The sequence below is a fragment of the Pontibacillus chungwhensis genome, from assembly GCF_030166655.1.
GTDB lineage: Bacteria > Bacillota > Bacilli > Bacillales > BH030062 > Pontibacillus.
In genome coordinates this window covers 1268444-1290979 of the sequence record NZ_CP126446.1, presented here as the reverse complement: position 1 = coordinate 1290979, position 22536 = coordinate 1268444, and the positions used below count along the sequence as shown (strand labels likewise).

Below are 22536 nucleotides of genomic sequence, written 5' to 3'. Positions count from 1 at the left end.
TTCCTCCTCACTTCAGAAGAAGTCATTTTGTTCCTATACGTTTTTTGGTAAGATAAACACTGTCAATTACATACAATTTGGAGAGTCGGTACCCAATGAAAAAATGGATTCTACTTTTAATTCCCGTCGTCCTCTTGATCACCTTCTACAAGGTGTACGCTGACGGCTATCGTGTAACCGCCTTAGGCGCTGCTAAAAGCAATCACTTTATCGCTGATGACGTGTCGCTGATCGATCACTATAAACTAGGTTCAGATGACGTTTATTTATTCAAAAGCGACAAAAAAGAGGAATACCAAACCGCCTCAGCCACGAAATCTGGTTTCCTTTATACAAGCAGGGTCTTAGTCTATTGGCCTTATCATGAAGATGAAATCGAGACTGTTGGCTGGCTGAGCAGCTCTTCGGGTACGTTACTAAGTGTTGTTTCTCACGATGAAGACGTTGCGTATATTGAAGCAGGGAATGGGACAAATCGAAAGAGAATAGAAACCGAAAAGGGAAAGCGCATTACATTCACGTTCACTCCAAAAAACCGTTCGAATAACCTAAACCCCGTCGCGTACAACAAAGAGGGTGAAAAACTGTACTATTATGGCTTCCCTGAAACTAACACGCCTCACCAAAGTACAAAGGATATAAAATGGCATAAAGTCGATTCAGAGTCCTAATAAAAACGCTTGGGTAAGGAAGTGACCCAAGCGTTTTTGTATGTCGTCGTTTTTATAAATTTGTAGGGGGAGAACGATCCTTAATTAAGTTTACTTTCCATTTCCCTTGCTTAAGTTTTCAACCTCAATACCTTCTTCCTTTAACTCTTTCCACCCTATCACCATATCCTTATCAAGCGTTACCTTTTCCAGATTGGGCATCTCTGCTAACTTTGCTACGCTTCCATCTGTAATGAATGCATTGGATATTACTAGTGTTTCTAAAGACTCTAGTGTGAGTATGGTATCAATCGGAAGCGCAACTCCTTTTAATGTTAAGGATCTCAACTGACCCATGGATCGGATCACCTCTAGATCTTTAGAGGTTAATTCTTCAAAACCATTCGATTTACTCTTTTGTAAAGTAAGGTCTTGTATGTTTGCTAATTTTTCTACATTAACTGAAGCTGGATCAACCTGAATAGAATCTGCTATTGATTTCACTAATAAAGTTGAAGCATCTAATGGATAGAGGCGATTCTCTACAAATTCCCCATTCTCATAAACCATGCCATTCGATTTGTAAGATAGAGTAGCTATATTTTCATCTTTATCTAAATACAGTACATCTGCACTAGCTGCCTGGTTTTGATCCCATGTAATAACCAAGACTACCCCTACATCACCTGAAAGGAAAGTATCTTCATTTATTTCTATCCTTTCCAATTCCTTATAGTCCCCTAATCGGTGATATTCTGTCTCTTCTAAATAACTTTCTTGCCCCATATAAGAGACCCCTTCTCCAAATTGTCTCGCTGCCTCTTCCTTTGTCATGTTATAAGAAAAACTCGTTTGAATGTCTGCCACTACCGCACTTACTTTTTGGAAAGAGACTCTTTTTTCTTTCTGCTCAACCTTTGTGACGTTCTCACTTCCTCCTTGGTCCATATTTATATAAGAAGAGATTATTACCACAACCATTAGCATCAGGAATACGGTCGCAACTTTCGGAAGTATAAACATTTTCTTACTAGATTTTTCTTCCTCCGCCCCTTCCAACCATTTGTAAAATCTCTCTTTATCCTCTGAAGTAACTTCAGTGTAAGAACCAATATACTCGTCAAATGCTTGTTTTACAGGCTGGTTAGTTCTCTTCAAAATAGTCACCTCCAAGCTTTGATTGAAGCTTCTTTTTCCCTCTCATGATTCTTGATTTTACAGTGGATTCCTTAATGCCAATGGATTCACTAATCTGACGAATACTAAATGATTGATAGTATCTTAAAACAAAAACTTCTCGATACTTTATTGGTAAAGACATGATTGCTTTAACAATCTCTCCTTCTAATTCTTTTTCCACCACTCGTTGTTCCGGAGAGGCCTCTGTACTCTTATTAGAAAGTTGGTCATTATATGTAGTGAAGATTCGATGAATGGGTGACTTTAAGTAATCTTTACACTTATTAATCGCAATACGGTAAAGCCATGTTTTAAAAGACGATTCCCCTTTAAATAAATGACTATTTTTATAAACGCTAATAAGGAATTCCTGAAAAATATCCTCAGTTTGAGCACCGCTTTTAACATAGGTGTAGATTACACTCTTAATATTTCCTCCATAATCATTGAAAACTACTTCAATAATCTCCTCTGCGGGTAATTCCTTCAATTGTTCATAACGATTTGCTTGTTCCCTCTCCACTTTTACCCTCCCTATACTCCTTTTCTATTTAGACGATTCCGTTTCTAAAAAGTCCCATTTTTGTTTTGCTAATTCTTTTTTACTGGAAATATATATTTGATCATAAGCAGAAAAATAGGACTTCCGTTTTCACGGAAATCCTACGTGCAGATTAAAGTTATATGGACTCATCAACTACTTGAACGAGACATATACTAGTTCCTATTTCTAATATTCGTATAAATCATAAACGATACCAATATAAAAAAGACAATCCCCACACCAAACAACAGACTGATCAAACCACTCATAGCATCACACTCCTTGCCCTGATAGGTAAAGAATACAATTACCAAAAACTTCATAATAAGTGTACCACAACAACCTCCTATACCTTTCAAAAATCATCATGACAAAACAACCATTTCCCCACAAAAATAGGGATGCAAAATCATAGTCGATTCGCACCCCTAAATGGCTTGTCTATTAAACTTTCTCGATTAAACGCTCACTGGCTTCTTCAAACGATCTTTCTCCACTTTTCCATCCTTCATAACAAAAGCGATATTGTCCTGCTTTTCTAAATTTCGAATGTTTTTCAGCGGATTGGTTTTTGTGATGATAAGGTCTGCGAGCTTGCCTTCTTCTAGCGTGCCAAGTTCATCGCCCCAGCCCATGCACTCAGCCGCTGTTTTAGTCGTGGCTTTGATCGTGTCTTCTGGTGACATTCCTGCATCCACCATCAGGCCAAGTTCGCGAAGGTTAGTGCCGTGACGCATCACGCCTGCATCAGTCCCCATGGCGATCTTCACGCCGGCTTTGTACGCTTTCTGGATACTTTCTTTATGCTGCTCGTACACATCTTTTGCTTTCTTTGCAGCGTATTCTGGAATCTTATCGGAACGCTCACTAGCTTCAATCACGGATAAAGGAGCCAGTAACGTCGGAACAAGATATGTCCCATTTTGAAGCATCAGTTCAATCGCTTCGTCATCGAGGAAAATCCCGTGTTCAATTGAGTGGATCCCTGCACGAACCGCGTTCTTAATTCCTTCTGCCCCTTGAGCATGAGCCATCACCTTCGTTCCACGGCGATAAGCTCCTTCTTGTACCATAACGCGGAGTTCTTCTTCCGTGTATTGCGTGAACTCAGGATGGTCTGTCGGACTGAAGACGCCACCTGTTGCGTGGACCTTCAATACATCCGCTCCTGCACGTAAAATCTCACGAGACTTCTTACGCACTTCCTCCACACCATCACAGCGTCCATCAGGCATTCCCGGATAACTCCTCTGGGAATTATCGATTCCAGAAAGCATCCATTTATCCCCGTGACCGCCTGTAATCGTCATCGGGACAATGCTTAGCTGCATGCGAGGGCCTTCTGCGAGACCTTTTTCCACCGCATCTTTTACACCTGCATCGGTGAAGCCACAGTCGCGGACAGTTGTAATGCCAGCATCCAAAGTCTTCTTCATGTTATGAACCGTTTTGTAAAATTTAAGAGAAAACGGCTCTTCCACCGTATCATTGCCGTCTTCTAGCTCGAACATTAAATGCACGTGCGTATCAATCAGCCCGGGCAATACGTATTTGCCATCCGCATCGATGACCTTCCCTTCACTCGGCTCAGGGAGCTGGCTCGGCTGACCAAGCGCTTCAATTCGATTATCACGAATGAGAATGTCCTTCTTCACCGGTTCCCCGCCTGTTCCATCAATGACTGTTCCATTCTTGATTAGCGTTAATTCCATTTCTAGACACTCCTCTTACAGTAGTTTCACTAAGATACTTGCGATGATGATCGAAGCAGACGATACAGACACGAACCCGCCGATCAACATCGGAGATAAGATATCATCAAAGATTGCGTTTTGCTCCTCTTCCGTCTCCCCAACACTACGGCTTACCTCTTGAGCTAAAAGATAATCCGCCGGGAATCCGTACAGGGCCGTTAGCGCAACGGAAATCCCTTTATACGGATGCCATTTTAATAGTTTCGAAGCGATAAATCCGCCAACAACAAGACCCGCTGTTCCGATCGCAATAATAGATACGATCACCGGAAGCACGTCCCAAATTTGAGCAGGCGTCACATCAGCAAGCGAGCTCAATACGATTAAAAGCAAGCTGACCATCGCAAGGCCAAATGCGTTCGCCTTCTCCAATGCCTTCGGCGGGAAAATACCAAAGTAAGACCCGGCAATACCTAGAATTAGTCCATAAATACTCTGGTGAACCCCAGTTACTTCGCCCAGTCCATAAGCAATCGTACCGGCAATTAAAATCATGAATAACAAGATGAACGGACTGTCTAAATAATGCTTCGGTAACAGATAGCGCTTCTCTGATTCCTGCTCCGTCGCCTCCACTTCTTCATCTTCATAACTCGCATCCGCCGCAACAGAAGCTGCCATATGACGCTCCGCTGCGCCTGACTCTTTAAAGTGATACGCATATTTACGTAATAAGAACGACGTAACCGGCATCCCCATAATCTTTTGTAAAATATACACACAAATCGCGATCGTAACGAGGTTCTCAAAGCCCATTTCTTTAAGCGCATCAGACGTGACAAGGTAAGCAATTAATCCGCCCGTAAGAGGCCCAGCCCCCGCTAACGCCGATTCAAAGTCAAAGAAGATCGGGATGACAAACAAGATTAATAGAACCGAAAATAAAAGACCAGCTAGTGAAATCAACACCGCTTTATATTGCTGCTTCAACCCTTCAAGCGGCACCGTCGTCCCTAAATGCACAAGCAATACCGGGATCATGACCGTACCGATTGCGGTTAATGTGGATGATTCAATAATATTCGATGGAACCACTCCGGATTGAACTAATAAATAGAAGAGCACCGATGCCACCAATAAACTCGGAAGCTTCGCCCGGGTCTTAAACGACACCATCTCTCCAATGGCCAAAACGCCCACCATAATTAAACTTGCTACAACTGCGTTCATTCGTTCCACCTACTTTCAAAGAATATGTATAAAGACGATCTTTGGAATCCTTCCCAAGGGGGATTCCGTTAAAAAGAATATGATGTTGAGTATAGTAGGTCCGGAGTTGCATGACAATACTTAATTTTCAGAAAAGAAAGATAAAAAGTCAGTGGGGTGCGGGGCAAGGCGGGGGAGCGGGTGGCTCAAGTTCGCGATTCGTGGCTCGAGTGCGGAGCGGAGGGCTCAAGTTGGCGCGGCTTTGGCTCGAGTGCGGAGCGGGCGGCTCAAGTTGGCGCGTCGTGGCTCGAGTGCGGAGCGGACGGCTCAAGTTGGCGCGGCGTGGCTCGAGTTTGAGCGATTTCGGCTCAAGCACTATTTTTAACGACGCGAGTCAGCGCCCGACGGCTCATGTCGGAGCGGAATGGCTCGAGTTCGACGGGGGTGGCTCAAGTCCGGCACGGACGGCTCAAGTTGGCGCGCTACGACTCAAGTCCGGCGCGCGCGGCTCTAGATGGCTTGAAATGGCTCGAGTTTGAGCGATTTCGGCTCAAGCATTGATTTTAACGACTCAAGTCAGTGACCGACGGCCCAAGTCGGGGCGGAATGGCTCAAGTTAGGAGCGAACGGCTCGAGTGCGCGCGCTACGGCTCAAGTCCGGCGCAGGCGGCTCGAGCTCGGCCCGGCCGGCAGCGCTCGACGGCCCAAGTCGAGCCATAACGGCTTAACTCAGCTCCCACCGGCTCAAGTCCACAACAAAACGACTCAACTAATCCCCGCCCGAGCCACCAACAACATGCCCAAACCAAAAAGAGGTGATTCCCCATACAGGAATCACCCCTTCCTAGCAACTCATCACTGAACCTTCGCTGCCTCTCCTAAAGCCCGCTGATAAATCTTTTCGTAATCCAGTTCAATCAGTGGTTCATCCCGAACGATTCGATCGCGGATGCCGTCTACTAGTTGTTGTTCTTTCTCATTTCGATTCTCTGGTTCCCATTTCTTTTGAAATACGGTGTACAGCTCAATATCCCGAAGCTTCAAGAAGGATGGAATCTTCTTAATCCAGTCAAGATCGAGTCGGTTCTCCTTAAGATAGCCGACTAAGAAATCATACAAGACTTCTTCTCCGTACGCAGACCGAACGGAAAGGGCGTCCTCACGATGCTTCCACCAGATAGGATAATAGACAGGAATCGCGATGTCGCTCACATAAAAGTGATACGTACTATCATCAAAATCAAAGATGTGAATGTCGCCTTCATGATAGAAGAAGTTCCCCGGGTGGATGTCTGAGTGAATCAGGCCGAAACTTTCTTCTGTTTCAGGGAAACTCTGCAGTTCACGGACCACCTTTTCTCCCTCCGCGATAATCGCTTTGTCCTTATTTTGATCTAAATACTTCGAAAAGGTTAGAAGATCATCCTCATCCCACCGGTCTCTCTTATGATTGCCAGCTTTATAGCCTTTTGTCACTTTATGCATGTGGCCAACTGCTTGCCCCCAGCTCTGAAACAATTCAGGCCCAAACCGCTCATCGTCCATCTTCACTAAAGTCCCGGGTGCTTTATCGAACAAACAGATAGAAAAGGAAGACCCTTCTACTCCTATCTCCTCCACGAGCTCCCCATGAATAGAAGGATAGGCCACCGAAACGTTCGCGCCATTTTTATGTAGGAAATTCACCCATTCTAACTCTGCCTGTATGTCCTCCCCGCTGCGGTGAGAGCTGTGCGTTAATCTTAAAATATAAGGCTTCCCCTTTTTATGCACTTCATAGATATAATTCTCAAAATCTCCACGCTTCTCTGCTTCAGCACTCGTTGTGCCGAACCGATTCGCCGCTTCTTCTAATAACGATTCGCTAAATAATGCATCAATCCACTGTTCCATTCCTATCACCTTTTCCCTTTCATCTACACTTCCTAGTATTCGATTTCTTAAGAGAAATCCCTTTTTCTCCACCAAAACAAAAGACGATGAGATCACTCACCGCCTAGCTATTTTTCAGTATGAGAAAGACGACAAATGTAGAAATGTAAACTGCGAAAAGCCCCATCATATACCAATTTGAACGGCGCCCTTTTCTTATTAGCCCTTCCTTTAAACCATACTTAATCAGATTGTTCAAAAATAAGATAAACGTTGTAAATAAGCAAATCATCGAAACGACTAGTAATGCTTCCTTCATATGAACCCCTCCCCTTTGTGAAGATCTATTTCCATCATACAAAACAGAGGTTAATGGAGCGGAAAAAGGAGTTTAAGATGAGTTTAAAAATAATCCGATATGAACTGAACTTTACCAGTTATTCTCCTTGCCATCTGCACCAAAAATGGTAAAATTATACTCAAAACTTCCGTTACCCTGACCGGAACCTATTTTCAAGAAAGGAGTCGTTCTATGACAGAACAAGAACTGAAACGGTTGCGGCGTAAACAGCTGATAGGAATCAACGTATCTTTGATCGCCCTGACAGTCGGTGCCAGCATCATTTTTTCTTTCTTCACAACGGGAAAACAATTTCACCTGTCTCTCTTCCTCATCATCTCCATTTCGTTCGTCTTCACCTTATATAGAAGAATGACGGGGTTTGATGGATGGGGAAAGGATATGAAAAAACTGAAAGAATACGAGCGAAAGCAATTAGGGACGAGTGCTTATAATAAAGAACTCAATCTCTCTTTGATTGCACAAGGTTTTCTGGTTTTCGTGATGGGCCTTCAATACGTTGAAGAAAGCGCGCAGTCTCCTTTTTTCTACAATAATCTGCAGACCTTTATGTTCGTATTTCTTATGATTATCCTCCCTCTAGCCACCTGGAGAGAGTTATCTCGAGCCAGGAAGATGGATCAAAGCCATCAGAACGGATAGGGAATACAAAGCATAAATGATAGAAGGTGGAAGAGTTGAATGAATAAGAATATACAGGCATTCTCTATAATATTTTTAGGTGTATGTATTGTTATAAGTTCGTGGTTTATTTCTGATGCTTTGAAGACGAAGGATCGTGAAGTTGTTGAAAAGCCAAATGAGAAAGTACAAAACGAAAACCGCTACGAACATATCGTGATCGTTAATGATTATTTTAGAATTTTTGATAAACAGACAGGTGATTATTGGGAAAGCATAGGCGGTGGAGATTGGAAGAAATATACGCCCCTATCAAACTCTAATCAGCAATAATTCCTTTACTATTGGGTTGTTTGATGAATCAGCCAACATAAAAAATAGACGCTTAGGTGTTTTTCACCTAAGCGTTCTAAAACCTCTTCACTTTTCCAACACCTCATAATCCTTCGTTTTCGACACCGCAATGCCATTCCGATCCGCAAATCCCACTAAATCCTCAAACACGTTCTCTGGAGCGAAACGAGAGATTCTCAAGTTCATCCCTTTCTTAATCTGAACGACCGCTCCTTTTGTAGTCCAGCCCACTCGCTTCAATGTGATATGAGAGATTTGGTCTGCTGTTTGTTCTCTTTTGTAGATTCGAAAGTTGAAAAAGCTGACCTGGAATGTCAAAGATCGTTCGTTCATTTCAAGTTTGAATGTCAGGCAGATGCAAAATAGAATAACGAGCGCAATCACTAGTTGAACGTAAAGATCGACCCAAGTAATTGACCCCACTGCGATCGCAAGGAAAAATGCCAACACTCCTCTTTGAGTTCTGGCCGTGTAGGTCATTTCTTCAACTCCTCTCTCATCCGGTTCTTTTGTTTAAGTTTATCATAATTTTCCATCTATTTCCTCTAAACTTTTTATAATCACAATACATCTTTCACTTTTCATCCTCCACGGTCACCGTTTGGGTCTCATAACTTTTCGTATCCTTTAAAATAACCGACCATTGATTTTGATCATACTTAATAGATTGCACTGTAAAAAGGCTTCTGTCCCTCTCCACCTCATCTAACGCATGGCGAAGGGCTTCTCCCTCTGAAATGGTGGCATCTTTTGGAGTCGATCGGTTGTGCAACTCTATTTTTCCTACTGTCGCCTGACCGGGATAAGAAGTTTCGAGTCCTCCCTTGAACCAAAGCGCGATACGATCTCCTACCTTGATATCATTTGGCGCATCCTTTGCCCATACCGCATCGTAGAACTCCTCATTCCCACCAAGATCCTCAGACTCTGGACTTACGACAAGAATTTCATCGCCTTTCTTCTCCATCACATATCCTGCTATGTCTGAACGCTCGCCATAACTCTCACTAGAGCAGCCGCCCAGAATCAGGAGTATAAGACCCATTGCGAGAGTCAATCGATAAAACATCCGTCTCCCCCCTTTTCTATATTGGACGTTACAGTTTGGGAGGAGTTGCAACGATTTTAGAGTTTTTGATTAAACATTGCACGGGAAATGTTCAGTTTTGAATTCTTAATTGGATATTTATGTTAATATACTTGTAAAGACAAACTGCCTTGCGGAAAAAAATAGAAAGAGGAGGAGCGTCTTGAAGAAATCTATCATTCCTTTCATTTCGATAGTCGTCTTACTAACAGTCGGGAGTTACGTTTTTGCAAAAATAAATCCCCCTTTGGCATTGGCGGACGGTTTGGCCTATCAAAAAGGGAAAAAGGTCATATTATTGGAAGCAGGCAACCAGTACCCTTTCGGTGATATTAAATTAACGGACGTTTTAGTAAATGAGAACCTCAAGCCTTCTGAGGCAAAAGTACAGGTTAGCCATCCTACAAACGGCTTCATCATCACCACCGATTTTAATGGTAAAGAGGCTGAAGAATATCACTTTTTAAACCTAGAAAATGCCAAGCTAAAGCCGAATACCCATCCTCAGAAACAATTAGATAAGCTAAACGAAGGTACCCTTACAGATGATGATTTAATTTATGCTATTACACTGGGACATCAAAGTAGTATTGAGAAAGTAACGATTAAGTATCAATGTTTAGGGATCCCCTATGAGAAGATTGTAACGACTGAAACACCTGATTAATAAACTTTCCTGACGTTACGTGGATAAGGCAGCGATCGGGTTAGACACCTGAGCGTTTTTTATAAGACAATCCTTCCACAAAACTCCGAAACCTCCCCTCCTCTAAAAACGTATAGAGACTAAGACCAAAATCAGGAGGGTTCCTATGAACCAAGCAGAAATTCATCGACTCCGGAAAAAGCAATATCTCATTGCCAACCTATGGCTTATTCTTATCCCAGTTATATTCGGAATCTTTTCCATGCAGGACGTTACTTTCAAACAATTTTACTTCGGTTTAATGATGCTTCTTTTCCTTGCATTCGCGATTGAACTGGTTCGATATTTCACCCGTCGGTACGCTTTGACAGAAGACATGCAGAAATTACTGGAATATGAACGAGACCAGCTTGGTGCCGAAGCGTTTCAGAAAGAACGAAAGCAATCCCTTTTCACTCAAGGGTTCTTATTCGTCGTTATCGGACTTCAATTTCTGATGGCCGATCGTGATCCTTTTCTGTTCTCCGAAACCATGTGGTGGGTACTCGTGATTCTTATGCTCATTCTAATCCCCACAATAAACTGGAGCATGCATGCCCGCGCGAAGAAAATTGACAGCGGGAATGCAGACTACAAAGCGCTCAACAAAACCATGCTTATGATCGGTATCATTACGTTCGCATTAACCTTTATTCTAACGCTATCGATCGTTTTCTTTTTCGCCTAATGGGTAAAAAAAGCAGAACGGCCTTTGATTAGGTCGTTCTGCTTTTAACGTTTATCTGAAGTTTTCTTTTTATAAATAGCTATAAAATCAAGCGCTAATAAAACAACGCCAGCGATCAGAAAGAAATACGCTAACGCCACCTGATCGCCCCAGTATGTATACGCCTGAAGAAACGAAAGCACTGTCACAAAAAAGGCGAGATACAGTTGCGTTGCCGAAAGATTCTTCATAGACTCACCTGCCTTACGTTACCAGATTGGCCTGCTCCTCAATCACTTGAAGTCAGAGATCCTCTTGATCTCCAACTTTTTAATTATGATATCTGCTAGCAGAACTCTAACTCAGTCCTTTCGACTATTCCGGCTCCTGCCAGAACAACTCATCCAACGTCTTCCCTAAAGCCCAGCAGATCGCAAGGCACAGCTGTAGGGTCGGATTGTATTTGCCCAGTTCAATCAAACCGATTGTTTGACGAGAGACCCCCACCTTTTCTGCTAATCCTTGCTGGGATAAGTCGTACTCCACCCGAGCCATTTTTAATCGCTTATTCTTCACATTTCATCACCGTCATCCTCATCTTCTAGTTGTTTCTCGATTGTTCGATCGCTCTTTCTCTTAGCGAGCATAGGCATGCTGACGATGATAAGAAAAAGGGGCAAGTAAATGATCAGTCCTCCAAACAGGCTTAAGAAGAAAAACAGAACCCCCTCGCCTGTGCTATCCGCGTATTCGATCACACTACGAATCCCAAACAGCGAGGAAATTAGTAACCCAGACAGAATACCGCCCCACAGGTATTTCTGATCATGGCTCACTCTGCTTTTCTGATCATGCGTTTCCACTTCGTAGGAATAGATCCCAAGTTTGGATGCCCGGATCAAATAATAAGCCCCTCCGGCAATGGCAATCATCAATTCAGTCCCTATATTGGCTTCTACAACACCTTGCTGGTACACCTTTAACGCCACTGATAACCCACAAACAATCAATACGACCATGTACATTTCTTTATACACCTGGTTTTGCAAGTTTCGTACCCGCTCATCCTGCACCCTGCCCGGATTAAACAATCCCATCCAACTCCCCCTTATTTCCTTCTTCTTACATTATATAATAAATAAGTCTTTTTGCAACATATATATTGCATTTAGTCGTTTATGATGTTCTTGGTTAACAAAATAAGAGCAGGGTTAGGGAAAACTCGTAGTTGAGAAAAGGTTTTTGATGCTTAGTAAGAATGTAATATAGTGTAGGAGATCACTAAATACCAGCATCCACACCCTACCTGATTCCGCCCCGTTCGAGCAGCGGATTTACTTACCGTGAGGGAAATGGACATAATAGGGAAAAGGGCTCTTCAACCCTTTCCTGAATCAAGTACGGTGAATAAAGAGAGGAGAGTCATTATGAATAGTAGAATTAGACTTGAACAACCAGAGGATTACAGAGTCGTTGAGGAGCAGGCCCGGGAAGCTTTTTGGAACTTATACTTCCCTGGTTGCCACGAACATTACGTTATTCACAATATGAGACAACACGAGGACTTTTTGAAGGAGCTTAACAAGGGGCGAATGCTACATTAAGCAATCGCCCCATTAGTGTGAAAATAGTAATCAAAGTTTAACACTATCATTTCTTTCAATTGGCACATAGGGAATCCTCACACCTTATCTTTACAAATCTACCTCTTCCAAACTATATACATCTTCACGAAACAGAATGAAAAAGCTCTCCTTCGACCCCTCCTTAAAATAAATCTCCGTCCCCACCTGGAACAAGTTCGCTTCATTAATAACCTGTACCATCGTATCAGGAGAATGGTGTTCAATCTCCCCGTAATAATCTCCTAGCTTATCTTCAGAAAGGCTCGTCTTTTCAGCACGATACACCTCTCCCTGTTGGTTCCTACGATTCGAAATAGGACTTACATTTGGATATCTATTCAACACAAAAGGAACTTTTTATAAGCTTCTATCGTACATACTAAAAAGGCTTTCCATAAGTAAATGCAGAAAGCTTTTCTTCAATCAGGAGGCGGATCGTCACCTTTCAGCTTCAGACAAACACGCATGCCCGGTCGTCTTCATTTCTTTTCATAACTGAATTTGATATAGTTGTAGAAGTATTTGAATTTGAACGGAACAGGACAAGGAGGAACAGAATCGTGCTCATCGCGATTATTATACTGATTTTCGTCTCCGCTTTCTTCTCAGGGAGCGAGACCGCTTTAACCGCTACAAACCGAATGAAATTACAAACCAAAGCCAACAACAACGACCAAAAGGCCGAGAAGTTATTGAACCTCGTTTCAAAGCCGAGTGAATTTATTACAACCATTCTGATCGGAAACAATATTGCTAATATTCTGCTGCCGACCCTCGTCACGATACTCGCTGTGGAATATGGTATTAACGTAGGGATCGCTTCTGCTGTCCTGACGGTTACGATCATTATCTTCTCAGAAGTCATCCCGAAATCCTTCGCTGCAACCTATCCTGATAAGATTGCGACAACAGTGGCGCCGATTATCCGCTTCTTCATTATCATCTTTAAGCCGGTCACGATCGTGTTAAATAAACTGACCGATTCCTTAAACAATATCTTAGCAAAAGGAAAGCAAGAAGAAGCATCGATCTCTAAAGAAGAACTTCGCACCATGATCGATATCGCGGGATCTGAGGGAACGTTTAACGAGGAAGAATCAAGCCGTATTAAAGGTGTATTTGATTTCCATAACTTAAATGTAAAAGACATCTTACAGACACCGCGCGTCGATGTCGAAGCCATACCCCATTCCGCTACGTTTGAGGAAGTAAGAGAAATCGTCATGCAGCACCCTTACACGCGCTATCCTGTGTACCGGGATGATATGGACGACATCATTGCTGTCTTCCACTCGAAGTATCTCCTAAACTGGGACGCCGACAGGGACCAATCGTTAAAATCGTTCTGTACTAACGATCCTATAGTCGTTTATGAATTTCAGCAGGTGGATTTAGTCTTACAAAAGATGAGCCTTCACAAACAGCACATGGCAATTGTGTTGGATGAATACGGTGGAACTGAAGGCATTATCACCCACGAGGACCTGATTGAGGCGATGATCGGAATCGAGATCGAGGATGAATTAGACCCAGATGATGACGCCATTGTCGAGAAAGTGTCCGACACTGAACTCATTTGTGACGGAAAAGCGACCCTTTACCGAGTCAACGCCGTCTTTGACACCGATATTCCAGAAGATGAAGACGTGCTAGCCGCTTACATTTTAAATGAACTCGATGACCACCCTCAGGAAGGATCCGTGCTAGAGCGAGAGAACCTGACCTTTAAGATCTTAGAGATGGAAGGCCGTTCTATTAAGAGAGTGCAGATTATAAAATAAGTTACAAAAGGCTTAGAGACGGCGTGGTCTCTAAGCCTTTTTTTGCTGGACTGGACTCGGACTGTGGGATGGAGGGACAGGTCCCTCGTCCCGCGGGACAAGGAACCTGTCCCTCCATCCCACCCCTCAGTTATTTCGACGTAAATGGCTTCAACAAATAGCTCAGCCCTTTTAGAACACCCATATTCGGCTGAGTAACCACCTTTCGTACCACCGAATTATGAAGAGACTTCGTCACCAAATCCAGCTGGTGATTGTCTAATTTTTCAATCGTTCGACGTAGGACCAGGGAATGATCATAATCCTTTAAGAGTGGTTTACAAAGCGTTTCATAATCCCCAAGCCCGCACATATCCTGCGCTGCATAGATTCCACTAAGAATTGAACCCGTCTGTCCAAAACCAAGAAATGGCGTAATGGCTCCAACACAATTCCCAGCAAAAAACGTATTCCCGATTCTTGGATAACGGCATTTCCCGATCATGTAATCATCAATGGTAAATGATTGAGTAATCTCGATTTCCTGTTTCAGAATGCGAGAAGCGTCCTTCACGAGCGCGTCCCAGAACTCTCCTCTTTTTTGTAACCACTCATCCTTATATTGTGGGTAGACACTGACGAGAGTGGCTTCTGTTGTGGAGTGAGGAATTAAGTAGCCCATCCCTTTTGGCGCGAGATTATTGTTGAACCAGGTATGGACTTCTGTACGAACAAAATCCCCTTTTACGATCGCACCAGCAAAAGCTGAAGGAAAGGCCACATCAAATGGCTGAATTTCCTGAGTATCCCGTGGGTCCCCAGTGGCGACAACCACATGGGGATATTCTTTCGAGATGGTTTCATAAGTCGCATGGCTGTCATAATGAATTTTGCTATGCTCCAATTGATCGGCTAATTGCTTCTCATAGGACTCTTTGTATTTACCGCGCATATTGGAAAACCCTATTTTTCCTTCTACATAGGCCGATTCGTTCTCTGAATGAACATAGATCTTCTGTACATTACTGGCCGGTTTTAAGTGAATATCATAGGTTTCTGAAAAGAATTTCACAGCGTCCTCAATAGGCGCGTGTAGAATAGGCGTCATGAGTTCCGCAATATCATAGCCTAAACCGATTTCCTTCCGTTGTTCAAAAATATCAGCCTTTTGTCCGTTCTTTTCCAGCGTCAATGCACATGAAAGGCCAGCAAGTCCCGCCCCGATAATCGCTATTTTCACAAAGTAGCCTCCCTTTTTTCCTTAGTGTTTGTAAAGAAAGCTCCATTTATTCTCCGGGACGTGGGATGAGGGGACAGGTCCCTAGTCCCGCGGGCCGAGGAACCTGTCCCCTCATCCCGCGCTCACTAAAACAAGCGAACCCATACGCGGATCCGCTTGTTAAAACTTTCTCTTCTACTTTTATCCTCTACTCAATCGTACCGACTGCTTTTAAAATCATAACCCCAGCACTAGACGAAATGACGCCTATTAGGAAAGTAAAAACCGTAAACGTCCATCCTTTTGATTCTGATTTCTTAATATATAAACTATAGATGAGGGAGAAAACAACCCCAATAATCAGTGCTCCGGATGTTGTATAAGGAAGAAATGTTTCTAAACTCATAAAGATCACCTCTCGTTTATTATACCTTTTCTATCTACTCCACAATAGACATGAAATAAACCCGGAAATCATCTTTCCAGGTTCATTCTATTTGCTATGCGATTGGTTGTTTTGCCTTCAAATCTTGAGGATCATCATCTTCTGTACTTCTTTTTTTAGTCTTCTCAATCAGAACGGTTAAGCTAATGAGCGTCACTAAAATGGTTGCTCCCATATCGGCCAGAATCGCAATCCAAAGGGTGAGCCAGCCTGGTATGGTTAAGAGGAGTGCGACTAGCTTCAAACCAAGGGCTAGGGAAAGATTGGTTTTGATGATTCGGTTCACCTGTTTTGCCGTACGGATTGAACCTGGTAGCTTACCTAAGTGGTCTTGCATTAAGACGATATCCGCCGTTTCAATGGCACTGTCAGTTCCTTTCCCCATGGCGATGCCCAAGTCTGCTGTTGCTAGGGCTGGTGCATCATTTATGCCGTCTCCGACCATGGCGACTTTCGATGATCTTGTTAACTCCTTCACCTTTTCCACTTTTTGATCAGGAAGTAAGTTGCCGAATACTTTCGTCACGCCGATCTTCGAAGCCACGGCCTCACCGGTTTTCTCGTGGTCACCTGTGAGCATAACGGTATTTTTAATGCCTGTGTCATGGAGCTCTTTCATTAATGTAGAGCTTTCCTCCCGAATCTCATCAGCAACGCCGAACATGCCTAAGATTCGTTCATCAGTTGAGACCACGACTAACGTGAACCCTTCATTTTTAAGACGTTCGATATCCGCTTGCTCTTTTTCTGTCAGCTCCAGGTCTTTCAATGTCTTCTCGTTGCCAACATAGTATGACTTCCCGTTGATCGTAGCGACCATTCCTTGACCAGGAATGGCATCGACGTTGGAAGGTTCTATGAGCGTTTCTTTTCTCTTCTCCGCTTCTGCTACGATGGATTTGGCAATCGGATGAGAGGAATTCTTCTCAACGGATCCCGCAATCTGATAGAAGGAGTCTTCATCATAGACAATCGCTTGTTGAACAGCCGGCTTGCCTTTTGTGAGCGTCCCCGTTTTATCAAAAGCAATCGTCTCAATCTTGCCAAGCTGTTCGAGAAACACGCCGCCTTTTACAAGGATTCCGTTACGCGCATTCTTCGTAATCCCCGATACGATCGCGATTGGTGAAGACAAGATCAACGCACAAGGGCACCCTACAATCAACACGGCCAACCCTTGATACAACCAAGCTCCCCAGTCTCCATCTAAAAGAAGCGGCGGGATGACCATGACGAGTGCTGCGATGATCATAATCAGCGGTGTATAATACTTCGCAAACCGGTTGATGAACAGCTCTGTTGGCGTCTTCACTTCCTGCGCCTCTTCGACGAGGTGAAGAATTTTTGCTAATGACGAATCCTCATATTCCTTTGTGATCCGTACTTTTAAGAGGCCTTCATTATTGATGCTTCCCCCGAACAACTCATCGCCTGTGGTCTTCTCAACTGGCATCGACTCCCCTGTGATGGCTGCTTCATTCAGAGAACTGTTCCCTACCACAACAACACTATCGGAAGGAACCTTTTCGCCTGCCTTCACAAGAACAAGATCGTCTTTCTTTAAAGACTCAATCGGCACGACACGCTCACTGCCATCCTGTTCAAGTAGGGTGGCATTTTTCGGCGCGACTTTCATTAACTTCTCCATTGAGTCCCGCGCTTTTTCCATTCCCATGCCTTCTAGGTATTCGTTTAAACCAAACAGAATCGCAACGATCGTAGCCTCACGCCATTCTCCTATGGAAACGGCCCCAACAAGAGCGATGGTCATCAATGTATCAATATTAAATTTCAGCTTAAAGAGGTTTTTCGCACCCTTCACAAACGTCTGGTATCCACTGATCGCCATCGCGATTACATACAACCCAATTAAGACGGCTGTCGGAACCATACTGTCTAACACAAACGTCGAAGCGAAAATCAAACCGGATGTCACAAGTAGCGTTTTCATATTGGAACCATGTGCATGATCGTGATCGTGGTCATGACCATGGTGGTCGTGGTCGTGATTTTCTTTCACGATCGCGGCCCCGTCCGACTTTAAAATTCCTTCTACTTGATCGAGGTCCACTCCCTCAGAAACAACGAGCTTACTGGAATTGAACTTAATCTGAGCGTCTTCCCCGTTCTCTAACTTCTTGATCTGCTCTTCCATATCTGCAGCGCAATTCGCACAAGACAGACCCTGCAATTTATATTCGTCCACGTTAACTCCTCCTCTAGTTCACACCCATACGTAAAAGGCGAGTTATTATCTACTCTCATTATATGCACATATATTCATATGTGCAATCCAAAATCACATTGTAAAGTAATCTATCGTATGTAAAAAAGCTCACTACGTTCCGCCATGAAGGTAGTGAGCTTTTTTCAAAATTAATGGTGCAAGGCATGGTTGATCGTCTGCTCAAGAACATTCATAACGTGCTGGTCATCATTCGAATAATACATCGTCTTCCCGTCACGGCGATATTTTACAAGGCGTAAATTTTTGAGAAAGCGTAACTGGTGGGAGACGGTGGATTGGCGAAGGTCTAAGCTCTCTGAGATCTGGTTCACCGATTGCTCTTTCTTACAAAGCAAATGAAGGATTCGGATCCTCGTAGGATCGGCTAATGCTTTAAACGTTTGCGAAACAACAAACAATGTCTCCTCATCCAGATCAGTCGATAATTCTTTTATGGATTCTTCAGGGGTTTGATTGTCATCTTTCATACTCTCTTCTCCTTTATAAGTGGAGTGGATGGATCGCTTTCTGTTTCTAATGAATAGTTGAATCATAGCAAGCGGGGGTGGGTTTGTAAAGTGATGCGGGACCGGGACTGGGGGACAGGTTCCCCGTCCCGCGGGACTAGGGACCTGTCCCCCAGTCCCAGTCCCGCGATCACATAATCAAAAGAGATAAGGGCAAGGTAAGCACAAATAGAATTCGATCGGGGTTAGAGCGAGGAGGGGCATGATGAAAAATAAGACGATTGATATCTTGTTGGTCGGGATCGTCATCGTTATTTTTGTGGGCTATTTCTGGATCAAGCAATCTGTATGGGGAGATGTTCATATGGTTGAAAATCTGAACCGAATTGAAGAATACGCACGAAATGATCAATGGGAGGAAGCAGAAAAATTAGCTAAGCACATACATAGCGAATGGGAGAAAAAGAAGTTAGTGATTCTTGTAAACTTTGGGGAAGCTGAATTTTCGCTTCTTGAAGAGTCTCTTAGTTTTGTCCTGGCTGGTACAGAAGCCAAAGACCATGTTGAGGTTTACGGAAGGGCTAAGATGGCAGAAGATATTTGGACAAATTTTAACCGGGTCGTTCCTGAACCGTAGGAGGTGATGAAATGGGCGTTGTTGCCTATGCTTTAAGATGTATCATTATGTTACTCGTTACATGGACAGCCGTCCGAATCATTGGAAAGAAGTCCATTTCAAACATGACGTCCTATGACCTCGCTGCCATTATGCTAATCACAACCGTAGCAGCAGAACCACTCGTATATAAGATTCCATCTAAAGCGACAGTAGGCGTCTTTGTCTTAATGATCGTTACTATTTTACTTGGGTATCTATCATTAAAAAAGTTCTTCTATAATATTGATTCAAAACCTCTGATTATCGTGGCAAATGGGACCATTCAGGAAAAGGAACTGCGATATGCAAAAATGAACATCCCCCTCTTATTATCAGAACTAAGACTAAAAGGATATCAAAATATCGGTGACGTCAGGTATGCCATCATTGAACCAAGTGGAAAACTATCGGTTGTTCCCACTTCTCAAGCAAGACCTTTACAACCATCAGATATGGCCATCCCACCCACTCCCGTTTCCTTAAGCTTTCCTTTAATTATCGATGGAAAAGTGAATCACGAAAACCTAACTTTCCTACAGAAGGACCTAAACTGGCTACTCACCCATCTCCGGACCCACGCCGTTCAGAACGTGGAAGAAGTGTCCTTCGCTCAAATGGATGGCAGCGGAAAAATCCAGATTATTAAGCAGCATGAGCAAGTTCAAACGCCTAATATTTATTAGGCGTTTGAGACCGGGACTGGGGGACAGGTTCCCCGTCCCGCGGGACTAGGGACCTGTCCCCTCGTCCCGGCTCTTCCCTCACAAAAAACGGACGTGAAATGGCTTTAAGCCTTCTCGCGTCCGTTTTCTTTATCCGACTTTCATCTGTTCAGCCAGGTGATGGATGCTCGCTACGAGCATGTCGAGTTTCCCTTCCATTCTGTGCAACAGGTAAAAGGTTACAAGAACCGGAAAGCCCACTTCGGGCACCCACGTCATCCACTCCTCCATTAAGACACTTCCTTTCTATACTCAAAAAGGGAGAGGCAGCCCTCTCCCTTTTTTAGATTATAGTTCGATATCGGCTACGTTTCGTTCAACGATCCTTGCTTCCTTTTTGCTCAATAGTTCGCCTCCACTTGATGTAAAACAATTCTGAGCCACAATCTCATCCATCGCCGCGTTTAGCTGAACGACGTCAACTGGCTCAACTGGGTCATCGAGACTGATCGTCACCGTACGCCCTAATTCATTTTCAAATTTCATTTCAAGCTTCTTCGCCATCTTGACCTCCCCTTTCGTTTAGAATAATTTACGCTCCAATAATTAGACTTGAGTCGTTACGTTCGATGCCAGCTAAGCTACGCTGCTGAAGTGGAACAAGCGCACTCGCTACAGCAAATAGCTGATCAGCTGTTGCATCGGTTTTCACATTGTTGAAGTTCTTGTTCTTAAACGTCATGTTGCCTTCTTCATCAAGACCATCTTCAAGTACAATCTGCAACTGAGATTTCATTTTGTTTGTGATTGCCATGTCGATCACCTCCTTTCACTTCTATAATCGCAAAGAAGTGAGTGGGAGGTGCCTGTTGGTTGGAAATTTTTTTGAGTGGGGGGTAGTGGGATGGAGGGACAGGTTCGTCGTCCCGCGGGACCGGGGGTCAGGTACCTTGTCCCGCACAAAGCTCTGATCTGTTACCTTTCAAAGGATTAAAACAAGAAAAAGGTAAGAGATACAGAGGATCTCTTACCTTTTTCTATATAGAACAAATGAAAACGTCATAGAAAAGAGCGTTCAGTTACCTTTTCGAGCAACAATACTTTCAAAAGGTCACAGAGTCTCTAATGCTCTTTAATTAGAAGCTCCGCCCTTCCATACTAATCCAAACCTCTCCCCAGCAAGACGAACAAACTCACCCTCCTGTATCGTATCCTTTGTCTTCTCCCCGTTTTGCCATTTCGTATAAGAAGAGGCGGTCAGGGTGTGACTTCCTTCTAGAAGAAGCTGAACGGCTAGTGGGTCTTTATTGAATTTGGATTTCTCGTGCGTTTCTATGAGGTGCTGAATGTCGTTCATTTCCTCATCGATTTCCACGAGGGGCTTGGCGCTGAAGGCATAGCCAATCTTTCTCTCGGCATCTTTATCCCGCACCTTCACTTCGAGGACGTGGTCTCCGTAGTCAGTATCAAGCGGACTCACTTTGTACTCCCCGTTACATGAGGTGACAGGTTCTCCTGACATCGGGACGAGCGTCAGCGGAAGGTTGCCACCAAAGCCTACATCCATCAGGTAATCCTGTGATTGATCATGCAGCAAAACCGCAGCATGGGTTCTTCCGGTATCAGACCACTCTTCCTTCTCCGCGTTATATACTTCCCCTCGCACAAGTGAAACATTAAATCCATTGTCGAGAAGGAAATAGTAAAGAAGAGGATTGAGTTCATAGCACAGCCCGCCCTCTCCTTGCTCGAGAATCTTGAATTGCAGGTTCTCTTTTGAAACAGGCAGACTCGTTTTATTTATAATTCTGAAATTCTCAAACGGAAGGGCCCGGGCTGTTTTTTCAAGCACTTCGTTAAGATGATTCACGGTCAGTTCCTCGTTAAGCGGCAATCCGATTCGTTCTCGGTAAGCTTCATTCAATGATTTCATGTGGGCTCACTTCCTTTCCGGCGGGACCTGACCCCAGGTCCCCGCTCTCATTCATTATAAATCATTTCAAAAGGATTCTCCCCATTCGTAATTTTTGCCACAAACACGCGGCTCCCTTTACCAATCTCAACTCGGTCTTCCCCTATATACCTAAATTGAAATGGCCCCTCTAAACCAATCCAATACAATTTCTTTTCGTAATCTCCAGGAAACCAGACCCGCTCCAAATCCATCTCCTTGAACGTCTCAAGAAACGCTTCAACTTTTCCCGGGTCCTCTATGTACTCTGAACGCCCGCTGTCGTAATGCTTAATCGTAATCGAATCAGAAGTCATATAATATTCAGGCGAACTGGTGACCGTTTCGTTCATCTCTTCCTTAAACGATTGAAACATGTACATTTGCCAGGCTTGATTCCCGACAAAAAACGCTACAACAATCAAGATCAGACCTATCATAATTTTTTTAACCATCCCGCTCCCCCTCTTCTTTGTTGCAGCCTAACCAATCTTCATAGCAGGCTCCCTTACCATTATCTTACAATATCCGATATAAAAAAAGACCCCCTCAACAAGAATTGTGGGGGATGTGGGACCGGGGGACAGGTTCATTGTCCC

30 protein-coding genes are annotated in these 22536 nt (G+C 43.7%); 9 read left to right on the top strand and 21 right to left on the bottom strand.

The genetic code is table 11. The features are described from left to right. The first annotated feature begins 95 nt into the window (after window positions 1–95). The gene (locus QNI29_RS06800) at window positions 96–671 is read left to right on the top strand and encodes a hypothetical protein (protein ID WP_231418025.1); all 576 of its coding nucleotides are present in this window, start codon (window positions 96–98) and stop codon (window positions 669–671) included. Window positions 672–761: 90 nt separating this feature from the next. On the opposite strand, the gene QNI29_RS06795 is transcribed toward QNI29_RS06800, so the two are convergent. From QNI29_RS06795 to QNI29_RS06770, 6 genes are all read right to left on the bottom strand, one after another. Further along, window positions 762–1808 (bottom strand): hypothetical protein, encoded by a 1047-nt coding sequence (locus tag QNI29_RS06795; protein WP_231418026.1) that lies wholly within the window; start codon window positions 1806–1808, stop codon window positions 762–764. Next, complete coding sequence (locus QNI29_RS06790; RefSeq protein WP_231418027.1) at window positions 1795–2352, bottom strand: RNA polymerase sigma factor; 558 nt, start codon at window positions 2350–2352, stop codon at window positions 1795–1797. The genes QNI29_RS06795 and QNI29_RS06790 overlap by 14 nt, the downstream gene beginning before the upstream one ends. A gap of 479 nt (window positions 2353–2831) precedes the next feature. After that, the gene (locus QNI29_RS06785; RefSeq protein WP_231418028.1) at window positions 2832–4085 is read right to left on the bottom strand and encodes a metal-dependent hydrolase family protein; all 1254 of its coding nucleotides are present in this window, start codon (window positions 4083–4085) and stop codon (window positions 2832–2834) included. A gap of 15 nt (window positions 4086–4100) precedes the next feature. Next, window positions 4101–5297, bottom strand: a complete 1197-nt coding sequence (locus tag QNI29_RS06780) for a hypothetical protein (RefSeq protein ID WP_231418029.1) — start codon at window positions 5295–5297, stop codon at window positions 4101–4103. Window positions 5298–6131: 834 nt separating this feature from the next. After that, entirely contained in the window at window positions 6132–7169 is a 1038-nt protein-coding gene (locus QNI29_RS06775) for a phosphotransferase enzyme family protein (protein ID WP_231418030.1), read from the bottom strand. A gap of 103 nt (window positions 7170–7272) precedes the next feature. Beyond that, complete coding sequence (locus QNI29_RS06770) at window positions 7273–7467, bottom strand: hypothetical protein (protein ID WP_231418031.1); 195 nt, start codon at window positions 7465–7467, stop codon at window positions 7273–7275. Window positions 7468–7680: 213 nt separating this feature from the next. Here QNI29_RS06770 and QNI29_RS06765 point away from each other — a divergent pair, with 213 nt between their 5' ends. Together QNI29_RS06765 and QNI29_RS06760 are read left to right on the top strand one after the other, a co-directional pair. Next, a complete protein-coding gene (locus QNI29_RS06765) occupies window positions 7681–8151 on the top strand; it encodes a hypothetical protein (RefSeq protein WP_231418032.1) in 471 nt (156 codons plus the stop codon). A gap of 39 nt (window positions 8152–8190) precedes the next feature. Then, a complete protein-coding gene (locus QNI29_RS06760; RefSeq protein WP_231418033.1) occupies window positions 8191–8463 on the top strand; it encodes a hypothetical protein in 273 nt (90 codons plus the stop codon). Window positions 8464–8550: 87 nt separating this feature from the next. Here the strand turns inward: QNI29_RS06760 and QNI29_RS06755 are convergent, their stop codons facing one another. Both QNI29_RS06755 and QNI29_RS06750 read right to left on the bottom strand, forming a co-directional pair. Next, window positions 8551–8964, bottom strand: coding sequence for a hypothetical protein (locus QNI29_RS06755; RefSeq protein ID WP_231418034.1), 414 nt, complete (start codon window positions 8962–8964; stop codon window positions 8551–8553). 94 nt (window positions 8965–9058) lie between these two features. Further along, the gene (locus tag QNI29_RS06750; RefSeq protein ID WP_231418035.1) at window positions 9059–9553 is read right to left on the bottom strand and encodes a DUF3221 domain-containing protein; all 495 of its coding nucleotides are present in this window, start codon (window positions 9551–9553) and stop codon (window positions 9059–9061) included. A gap of 181 nt (window positions 9554–9734) precedes the next feature. Here QNI29_RS06750 and QNI29_RS06745 point away from each other — a divergent pair, with 181 nt between their 5' ends. Together QNI29_RS06745 and QNI29_RS06740 are read left to right on the top strand one after the other, a co-directional pair. After that, the gene (locus QNI29_RS06745) at window positions 9735–10238 is read left to right on the top strand and encodes a hypothetical protein (RefSeq protein WP_231418036.1); all 504 of its coding nucleotides are present in this window, start codon (window positions 9735–9737) and stop codon (window positions 10236–10238) included. Window positions 10239–10383: 145 nt separating this feature from the next. Further along, entirely contained in the window at window positions 10384–10944 is a 561-nt protein-coding gene (locus QNI29_RS06740) for a hypothetical protein (protein WP_231418037.1), read from the top strand. A 44-nt stretch (window positions 10945–10988) separates the two neighbouring features. Here the strand turns inward: QNI29_RS06740 and QNI29_RS06735 are convergent, their stop codons facing one another. The 3 genes from QNI29_RS06735 to QNI29_RS06725 form a co-directional block, all read right to left on the bottom strand. Beyond that, on the bottom strand, window positions 10989–11174 hold the full coding sequence (locus QNI29_RS06735) for a hypothetical protein (RefSeq protein WP_231418038.1): 186 nt from the start codon (window positions 11172–11174) through the stop codon (window positions 10989–10991). A 124-nt stretch (window positions 11175–11298) separates the two neighbouring features. Further along, a complete protein-coding gene (locus tag QNI29_RS06730; protein WP_231418039.1) occupies window positions 11299–11499 on the bottom strand; it encodes a helix-turn-helix transcriptional regulator in 201 nt (66 codons plus the stop codon). Then, a complete protein-coding gene (locus tag QNI29_RS06725) occupies window positions 11496–12020 on the bottom strand; it encodes a DUF6773 family protein (protein WP_231418040.1) in 525 nt (174 codons plus the stop codon). Before QNI29_RS06725 ends, QNI29_RS06730 begins: the two co-directional genes overlap by 4 nt. A 330-nt stretch (window positions 12021–12350) precedes the next feature. Between QNI29_RS06725 and QNI29_RS06720 the strand changes: the two genes are divergently transcribed. Continuing rightward, window positions 12351–12527, top strand: coding sequence for a hypothetical protein (locus QNI29_RS06720; RefSeq protein ID WP_231418041.1), 177 nt, complete (start codon window positions 12351–12353; stop codon window positions 12525–12527). A gap of 90 nt (window positions 12528–12617) precedes the next feature. On the opposite strand, the gene QNI29_RS06715 is transcribed toward QNI29_RS06720, so the two are convergent. Then, a complete protein-coding gene (locus tag QNI29_RS06715) occupies window positions 12618–12893 on the bottom strand; it encodes a hypothetical protein (protein ID WP_231418042.1) in 276 nt (91 codons plus the stop codon). Between the two features lie 215 nt (window positions 12894–13108). Here QNI29_RS06715 and QNI29_RS06710 point away from each other — a divergent pair, with 215 nt between their 5' ends. Continuing rightward, window positions 13109–14329 (top strand): hemolysin family protein, encoded by a 1221-nt coding sequence (locus QNI29_RS06710; protein ID WP_231418043.1) that lies wholly within the window; start codon window positions 13109–13111, stop codon window positions 14327–14329. Window positions 14330–14459: 130 nt separating this feature from the next. Here the strand turns inward: QNI29_RS06710 and QNI29_RS06705 are convergent, their stop codons facing one another. The 4 genes from QNI29_RS06705 to QNI29_RS06690 form a co-directional block, all read right to left on the bottom strand. Continuing rightward, complete coding sequence (locus QNI29_RS06705) at window positions 14460–15548, bottom strand: NAD(P)-binding protein (RefSeq protein ID WP_231418044.1); 1089 nt, start codon at window positions 15546–15548, stop codon at window positions 14460–14462. 187 nt (window positions 15549–15735) lie between these two features. After that, on the bottom strand, window positions 15736–15933 hold the full coding sequence (locus QNI29_RS06700; protein WP_231418045.1) for a hypothetical protein: 198 nt from the start codon (window positions 15931–15933) through the stop codon (window positions 15736–15738). A gap of 94 nt (window positions 15934–16027) precedes the next feature. Beyond that, entirely contained in the window at window positions 16028–18178 is a 2151-nt protein-coding gene (locus tag QNI29_RS06695; RefSeq protein WP_231418046.1) for a heavy metal translocating P-type ATPase, read from the bottom strand. Window positions 18179–18348: 170 nt separating this feature from the next. Then, a complete protein-coding gene (locus tag QNI29_RS06690) occupies window positions 18349–18687 on the bottom strand; it encodes an ArsR/SmtB family transcription factor (protein WP_231418047.1) in 339 nt (112 codons plus the stop codon). Between the two features lie 241 nt (window positions 18688–18928). Between QNI29_RS06690 and QNI29_RS06685 the strand changes: the two genes are divergently transcribed. Together QNI29_RS06685 and QNI29_RS06680 are read left to right on the top strand one after the other, a co-directional pair. Continuing rightward, a complete protein-coding gene (locus tag QNI29_RS06685; protein WP_231418048.1) occupies window positions 18929–19303 on the top strand; it encodes a DUF4363 family protein in 375 nt (124 codons plus the stop codon). A gap of 11 nt (window positions 19304–19314) precedes the next feature. Further along, window positions 19315–20007, top strand: coding sequence for a YetF domain-containing protein (locus tag QNI29_RS06680; RefSeq protein WP_231418049.1), 693 nt, complete (start codon window positions 19315–19317; stop codon window positions 20005–20007). A 129-nt stretch (window positions 20008–20136) separates the two neighbouring features. On the opposite strand, the gene QNI29_RS06675 is transcribed toward QNI29_RS06680, so the two are convergent. From QNI29_RS06675 to QNI29_RS06655, 5 genes are all read right to left on the bottom strand, one after another. Next, window positions 20137–20277 (bottom strand): YvrJ family protein, encoded by a 141-nt coding sequence (locus QNI29_RS06675; protein WP_084599526.1) that lies wholly within the window; start codon window positions 20275–20277, stop codon window positions 20137–20139. Between the two features lie 57 nt (window positions 20278–20334). Further along, complete coding sequence (locus QNI29_RS06670) at window positions 20335–20550, bottom strand: DUF2922 domain-containing protein (RefSeq protein WP_231418050.1); 216 nt, start codon at window positions 20548–20550, stop codon at window positions 20335–20337. A gap of 28 nt (window positions 20551–20578) precedes the next feature. Next, window positions 20579–20800 (bottom strand): DUF1659 domain-containing protein, encoded by a 222-nt coding sequence (locus QNI29_RS06665; protein ID WP_231418051.1) that lies wholly within the window; start codon window positions 20798–20800, stop codon window positions 20579–20581. A 318-nt stretch (window positions 20801–21118) separates the two neighbouring features. Continuing rightward, window positions 21119–21919 carry an arylamine N-acetyltransferase family protein gene (locus QNI29_RS06660; RefSeq protein ID WP_231418052.1) on the bottom strand — a complete coding sequence of 267 codons (801 nt, stop codon included), beginning with the start codon at window positions 21917–21919 and terminating at the stop codon, window positions 21119–21121. A gap of 47 nt (window positions 21920–21966) precedes the next feature. Continuing rightward, a complete protein-coding gene (locus QNI29_RS06655; protein WP_231418053.1) occupies window positions 21967–22392 on the bottom strand; it encodes a hypothetical protein in 426 nt (141 codons plus the stop codon). Between the last annotated feature and the right edge of the window lie 144 nt (window positions 22393–22536).